The sequence below is a fragment of the Demequina sp. genome, assembly GCF_016278765.1.
Classification (GTDB): Bacteria; Actinomycetota; Actinomycetes; order Actinomycetales; family Demequinaceae; genus Demequina.
Map to the genome: position 1 here is coordinate 1 of NZ_JADQBE010000079.1, position 5,796 is coordinate 5,796.

Sequence of the window (5,796 nt, forward strand, 5' to 3'; positions counted from 1 at the left end):
TCAACCGCGTCTCCAAGGTCGTCAAGGGCGGCCGTCGCTTCAGCTTCACCGCGCTCGTCGTGGTGGGCGATGGCGAAGGCAACGTCGGCGTCGGCTACGGAAAGGCCAAGGAGGTGCCGTCCGCTATCTCCAAGGGTGTCGAGGAGGCGAAGCGTTCGTTCTTCCGCGTGCCCCGCATTCAGGGCACCATCCCGCACATCGTGCAGGGTGAGGCCGCGGCCGGCGTGGTGTTCCTACGTCCGGCATCGCCCGGTACCGGCGTGATCGCCGGCGGCCCGGTGCGTGCCGTGCTGGAGTGCGCGGGCATCCACGACGTGTTGACGAAGTCGCTGGGCTCCTCGAACGCGATCAACATCGTCCACGCGACTGTGGCTGCGTTGAAGCGTCTCGAGCAGCCGGAGGCTGTCGCCGCCCGTCGCGGCCTGCCCGTCGAGGATGTGGCGCCGGCAGCGATGCTGCGCGCCAAGGCTGCGGGGTTGAAGTAATGCCACGCTTGAAGGTGACGCAGAAGCGTTCGGAGATCGGCACCAAGCCTCAGCACCGCGAGACCTTGCGCTCGCTCGGTCTGAAGCGCGTTGGTGACATTGTCGTGAAGGAAGACCGTCCCGAGATTCGCGGGATGGTCAAGGCGGTCAACCACTTGGTGACCGTGGAGGAGGTCGAGTAATGGCCGAGGAAAACGAGGCGACGCCCAAGAAGGCGCCTGCCAAGAAGCCTGCTGCCAAGGCGACGGCTGCGAAGAAGCCGGCTGCCGACAAGGCACCTGCCAAGAAGCCTGCTGCCAAGGCGACGGCTGCGAAGAAGCCGGCTGCTGACAAGGCTCCGGCCAAGGCGGCCGCTTCCAAGCAGGCTGTTGCCGAGACGGCTCCGGCCAAGGCGACCACGGCCACGGCCAAGTCGGCCGCGGCCACCAAGGCCGCCGCGAAGTCGGCCGCCGCTAAGGCGACTCCCAGCGCGGAGCAGCCCAAGGTGACGACGCTGAAGATGCACCACCTGCGTCCCGCGCCAGGCTCACACGCTGCCAAGATCCGCGTGGGTCGCGGTGAGGGTGGCAAGCGGGGCAAGACGGCCGGCCGCGGTACCAAGGGCACGGGCGCTCGCTACCAGGTGCCTGCAGCGTTCGAGGGCGGTCAGACGCCCCTGCACATGCGGATCCCCAAGTTGCGCGGCTTCAAGAGCCCGTTCAAGGTGCGTTACCAGGTGGTCAATCTCGACCAGCTGGCCGAGCTGTTCCCCAAGGGCGGCAAGGTGACCAAGGCCGACCTGATCGAGAAGGGTGCGGTTCGAAACAACCTGCCCGTCAAGGTGCTTGGCGACGGCGAGATCGCGGTGAAGGTGACCCTCGTGGACGCCGATGCGGTTTCGCGTAGCGCGAAGACCAAGATCGAGGCGGCCGGCGGCACCGTCAACGAGGGCTAGGCTCGTCGCGGGTCCGGTAAGCGCCGGACCCGCGACGCCCCCTTAACGGAGGACTCATGCTTTCAGGCTTTCTCAGCGCGTTCCGCACACCGGATCTGCGCAAGAAGCTTCTTTTCACGCTCGGTATTCTCGCGATCTACCGACTTGGCGTGGCTGTGCCGACCCCGGGTGTTGACTACGGCAACGTCCAGCAGTGCATTTCGACGAACAGTGCTGACGGCGGTCCGCTGCAGATCCTCAATCTCTTCTCCGGCGGAGCGCTGCTCCAGCTCTCGGTCTTCGCGCTCGGCATCATGCCGTACATCACCGCGTCGATCATGGTGCAGCTGCTGCGCGTCCTCATTCCTCGCTTCGAAGCCCTCCAGAAGGAGGGCGCCGACGGCCAGGCGAAGCTGACTCAGTACACCCGCTACATCACGGTGGGGTTCGCCGCTTTGCAGTCGGCCTCGTACGTGACGATGGCCCGCAACGGCGTGTTCTTCCCCGGTTGCCCTTCGGAGATCGTTCCCGACCAGTCGTGGAACGTGATCACCACGATGGTGCTGACCATGACCGCGGGCACCGTGCTCATCATGTGGATGGGTGAGCGCATCACCGAGCGGGGCATCGGCAACGGCATGTCGCTCTTGATCTTCACCTCGGTCGCGTCGTCGTTCCCCGGCGCCATCACCACCATTTGGCAGAGTTCGGACCGCGTGCGCAACACCATCGTGATCCTGCTCGTGATCTTCGCTGTCATCGCAGCCGTGGTCTACGTCGAGCAGTCGCAGCGCCGCATTCCGGTCCAGTACGCGAAGCGTATGGTCGGCCGCCGCATGCTCGGTGGGTCTTCCACGTATATCCCGCTGAAGATCAACATGGCGGGCGTGATCCCCGTGATCTTTGCGTCGTCGCTCCTGCAGTTGCCCTACGTGATTGTGCAGTTCGCTGGCGACAACCCGTCCAGCTGGGTGGTCTGGCTGCAGAACAACGTGACGCGCACCGACTCGCCGCTTCACATTTCGTTCTACATCTTGTTGATCGTGTTTTTCGCCTACTTCTACACGGCGATCACGTTCAACCCCACCGAGGTTGCCGACAACATGAAGAAGTACGGTGGCTTCGTTCCCGGCATCCGACCCGGACAGCCGACGGCCGACTACCTCGATTACGTCCTCTCGCGCATCACCGCGGCGGGCTCGATCTACCTCGCAATCGTCGCTTTGTTGCCGATGCTGGCGCTCGTGTTCCTGGGACTCAATACGTCCATACCGTTGGGTGGCGTCACGATCCTGATCCTCGTGGGTGTGGGTCTCGACACCGTCAAGCGCATTCAGGCCCAGTTGGAGCAACGCCGCTACGAAGGGTTCTTGAAGTAATGCGTCTGGTACTCGTGGGCCCCCCTGGGGCTGGCAAGGGAACACAAGCGGCGCGGCTGGCGGACGCCTACCATGTGCCCGCTATTTCCACCGGCGACATCTTCCGTGCCAACGTGAAGGGTGAGACCGAGTTGGGTCGTAAGGCGCAGGAGTACATGTCCCACGGTGCGTTGGTGCCGGACGACGTCACCAATGACATGGTGCGCGACCGTCTGGCGGAGCACGACGTTACGGCGGGGTTCCTGCTGGACGGCTACCCGCGCAATCCCGAGCAGGCGGTGGAACTCGACGGAATGCTCGCCGATCACGGCGCCGCGCTCGATGCGGTGGTGGAGCTCGTCGCAGACAGTGACGAGATTGCCAGAAGGCTCCTCAAGCGCGCCGAGATCGAGGGTCGGGTGGACGACACCGAGGACGTCATTCGCAAGCGCCTCTCGGTCTACGCGGAGACGACCGCGCCCGTCGTGGCCTACTACGAGGGTCAAGGACTCCTGGTGAAGGTGGATGGCATCGGCGAAGTCGACGCCGTCACCGATCGCCTGGTCGACGCCCTGCGCGCCCGGTAGGAGCCTGTGGCACGCGGCGTCGAGTACAAGACCAGGCCCCAGATGCGGGTCATGGCTCGCGCGGGCAGCATCGTGGCCGACGCCCTCGCAGCCGCGTCGGCTGCCACCGTCGTGGGGGCGACCACCGCTGACGTGGATGCGGCCGCTCGCCGTGTGATCGAGGGGGCGGGCGCAGAATCGAACTTCTTGGGCTACTACGGCTTTCCCGCAGTCAGTTGCGTCTCGGTGAATGATGAGGTGGTCCACGGGATACCCGGGCCCCGGGTCATCGAGGACGGCGACATCGTCTCCATCGACTGCGGAGCGATCGTCGATGGGTGGCATGGCGACGCGGCGGTGACGGTGATCGCCGGTGCGCCCCGTGGCGGCCAGGACACGCACCTGGTCGAACAGACCAGAGTGGCACTGTGGGCGGGCATCGCCGCATTGGCGACCGCGGACCGGCTTGACGAGGTTGCGGGGGCGATTGAGGACGTTGCCGGTGCCGCACAACTTCACCCATTGCTGGGCTATGTGGGGCACGGCATCGGGACGGCGATGCATCAGGCGCCCGAAGTTCTCAACTACCGCACGCGAGGGCGTCAGCCCAAGGTCAAAGCCGGCATGTGTCTGGCTATCGAGCCCATGTTCGTCGTGGGCACGGGGGAGTCCACGGTGCTCGAGGACGACTGGACCGTAGTGTCGGCAGACGGGTCGCGAGCCGCGCATTGGGAACATTCCATTGCGATTCACGACGACGGAATCTGGGTGTTGACGGCTCATGACGGGGGCGCCGCGGAGTTGGCCGCGTATCGGGTTTCTCCCGTCGCCCCCTAGTGGGGGCGCCCCCAACTCTCTGCCCCCCAATGTGGTGTTTAGTAGGCATGTCGCGGCGGTCCGTGTGGACATTCTCACAATTGAGGTCGAAAAGTCGCGGACCGACTTGTCCCAAATGTATGACTAGAGCATCCGCTGAGGGGAAGGCATCAGCCTGACCACCGAAAGGCGAGGCGCGGCCACCACGGCCCCGTCGGCTACCCAAGGGGCTCGACCATGGCACGTGGATTCTCGCAGGCGCCGGGCGGAAGCGTCGAGGTGCTCGACGCCGCGACGCGCGGATTGCACCGCACTCACATCGCTCTGCTCGCCCAGTCTCGAAACCGGGTTGTCCGCGAGACGATCGCGAGTCGCGACGATGTCCCCCTGGGGATTCAGGCGTTGCTCGCCCAAGACGGTGCGACCGAGGTGCGCGCGGCGCTCGCGGCAAACGCCCACACCGTGAGGTCAGTGCTTGAGGACCTCAGTTCGGACAGAAGCCAGGTCGTCCTGACCGCATTGCTCACCAACCCCGGCATCTCGTTCGAGATCGTTGACGGCCTGACACGTCACCGCCGCTCCGAGGTGCGCAGGCTGGCGTCCGCGCGACGCAACGACGCGATCCGATTGCCGCGCGTCGAAGACCCTCGAGACGAGGACGCGAGGTTTCCCGAGCTGCGGGAGCGAGGCACCACCGCGGCGGTCGCCGAGGAATCGATCGCGCGGCCGTCGCGCTTCCCGTCGCACGGCGCCGCCATGGAGCTGGCGCATGCCCCCATGCCAGGCACGCACGGCCTGGCGATCAGCGCAACGTCATAGCACTGTCGTCCCCGCGACGGCGCCGATTCCTCGGCCCGGGTTCGCCCCGCCGCAGAAATGTCTAATTTCTCACAAAGGTCGAAATGGCACACGCATCCGTCCTACGCTGGGCACAACGTACGGGGTGACGGGCGCCCCGTCGAATGGGTGAAAAGAGCGATAGTGGTACTTCCCCCGGCACGCGACGCATCCGACGATGTTCTTCGCGCCCTCGACCCCGAACTCACGGGTTCGGCCTTGCTTCCGTTCGCGGTGCACCGCGACGCGAGAGTGCGCGCGGCGGTCGCAGCCAGGACCGATTGCCCCGCTGGCGCGCTCATCTCTTTGGGCCACGACCACGACACCACGGTTCTTGAGGCGCTGGTGCGCAACGTGCGCACCCCGTCCTCGGTGGTCAGGGCGCTCGCGGACCACCGCAATCAGCAGATCTCCGATCTAGCGGTCCAGCGTCTGCGCAACGCCTACCGCTAGCCTCACGCGGGGTCGCTCGCCCGCGCGGCAGGACGCCGTATGCGCGCGATTTGAGACTTCACCACATCTCAGGTATTCTCGACGGTCGGGCGTTTTTGCGCGCCTGCACACCCATTCATCGACGTTAGCGGAGTTCATGGCCAAGAAAGACGGCGTCATTGAGGTAGAAGGCTCAGTAGTTGAGGCGTTGCCGAACGCGTCATTCCGTGTGGAACTGACGAACGGTCACCTCGTACTAGCCCACATCTCAGGCAAGATGCGCCAGCACTACATCCGGATCCTTCCGGAGGACCGCGTAGTGGTGGAGCTGAGTCCTTATGACCTGTCCCGCGGGCGCATCGTCTACCGCTACAAATAAGCGCCGCCGC

9 protein-coding genes are annotated in these 5,796 nt (G+C 65.3%); all 9 read left to right on the plus strand.

What is annotated here, in order from left to right:
- Nucleotides 1-485, plus strand: a 485-nt coding sequence (gene rpsE, locus QZZ29_RS11510; RefSeq protein ID WP_291383426.1) for a 30S ribosomal protein S5, incomplete at its 5' end; no start/stop codon positions are given.
- Nucleotides 485-667, plus strand: a complete 183-nt coding sequence (rpmD, locus tag QZZ29_RS11515; protein WP_291383427.1) for a 50S ribosomal protein L30 — start codon at nucleotides 485-487, stop codon at nucleotides 665-667. The genes rpsE and rpmD, both read left to right, overlap by 1 nt.
- Complete coding sequence (gene rplO / locus QZZ29_RS11520; RefSeq protein WP_291383428.1) at nucleotides 667-1,419, plus strand: 50S ribosomal protein L15; 753 nt, start codon at nucleotides 667-669, stop codon at nucleotides 1,417-1,419. The genes rpmD and rplO overlap by 1 nt, the downstream gene beginning before the upstream one ends.
- Before the next feature lie 56 nt (nucleotides 1,420-1,475).
- Nucleotides 1,476-2,777: a preprotein translocase subunit SecY gene (gene secY / locus QZZ29_RS11525; protein WP_291383429.1), complete on the plus strand. Its 1,302-nt coding sequence runs from the start codon at nucleotides 1,476-1,478 to the stop codon at nucleotides 2,775-2,777.
- Entirely contained in the window at nucleotides 2,777-3,343 is a 567-nt protein-coding gene (locus tag QZZ29_RS11530) for an adenylate kinase (protein WP_291383430.1), read from the plus strand. Before secY ends, QZZ29_RS11530 begins: the two co-directional genes overlap by 1 nt.
- A 42-nt stretch (nucleotides 3,344-3,385) precedes the next feature.
- Complete coding sequence (map, locus tag QZZ29_RS11535; protein WP_291383436.1) at nucleotides 3,386-4,159, plus strand: type I methionyl aminopeptidase; 774 nt, start codon at nucleotides 3,386-3,388, stop codon at nucleotides 4,157-4,159.
- Nucleotides 4,160-4,375: 216 nt separating this feature from the next.
- Nucleotides 4,376-4,957, plus strand: a complete 582-nt coding sequence (locus QZZ29_RS11540) for a hypothetical protein (RefSeq protein ID WP_291383432.1) — start codon at nucleotides 4,376-4,378, stop codon at nucleotides 4,955-4,957.
- Nucleotides 4,958-5,119: 162 nt separating this feature from the next.
- Nucleotides 5,120-5,428 carry a hypothetical protein gene (locus QZZ29_RS11545; RefSeq protein WP_291383434.1) on the plus strand — a complete coding sequence of 103 codons (309 nt, stop codon included), beginning with the start codon at nucleotides 5,120-5,122 and terminating at the stop codon, nucleotides 5,426-5,428.
- A 136-nt stretch (nucleotides 5,429-5,564) separates the two neighbouring features.
- Nucleotides 5,565-5,786: a translation initiation factor IF-1 gene (gene infA, locus QZZ29_RS11550; protein WP_061963594.1), complete on the plus strand. Its 222-nt coding sequence runs from the start codon at nucleotides 5,565-5,567 to the stop codon at nucleotides 5,784-5,786.
- Nucleotides 5,787-5,796: the final 10 nt, after the last annotated feature.

Bases quoted from the DNA above. Each gene is read 5' to 3' on its own strand.
- rplO (WP_291383428.1), top strand. From the start codon at position 667: ATGGCCGAGGAAAACGAGGCGACGCCCAAGAAGGCGCCTGCCAAGAAG.
- QZZ29_RS11530 (WP_291383430.1), top strand. From the start codon at position 2,777: ATGCGTCTGGTACTCGTGGGCCCCCCTGGGGCTGGCAAGGGAACACAA.
- QZZ29_RS11540 (WP_291383432.1), top strand. From the start codon at position 4,376: ATGGCACGTGGATTCTCGCAGGCGCCGGGCGGAAGCGTCGAGGTGCTC.
- rpmD (WP_291383427.1), top strand. From the start codon at position 485: ATGCCACGCTTGAAGGTGACGCAGAAGCGTTCGGAGATCGGCACCAAG.
- infA (WP_061963594.1), top strand. From the start codon at position 5,565: ATGGCCAAGAAAGACGGCGTCATTGAGGTAGAAGGCTCAGTAGTTGAG.
- secY (WP_291383429.1), top strand. From the start codon at position 1,476: ATGCTTTCAGGCTTTCTCAGCGCGTTCCGCACACCGGATCTGCGCAAG.
- map (WP_291383436.1), top strand. From the start codon at position 3,386: ATGCGGGTCATGGCTCGCGCGGGCAGCATCGTGGCCGACGCCCTCGCA.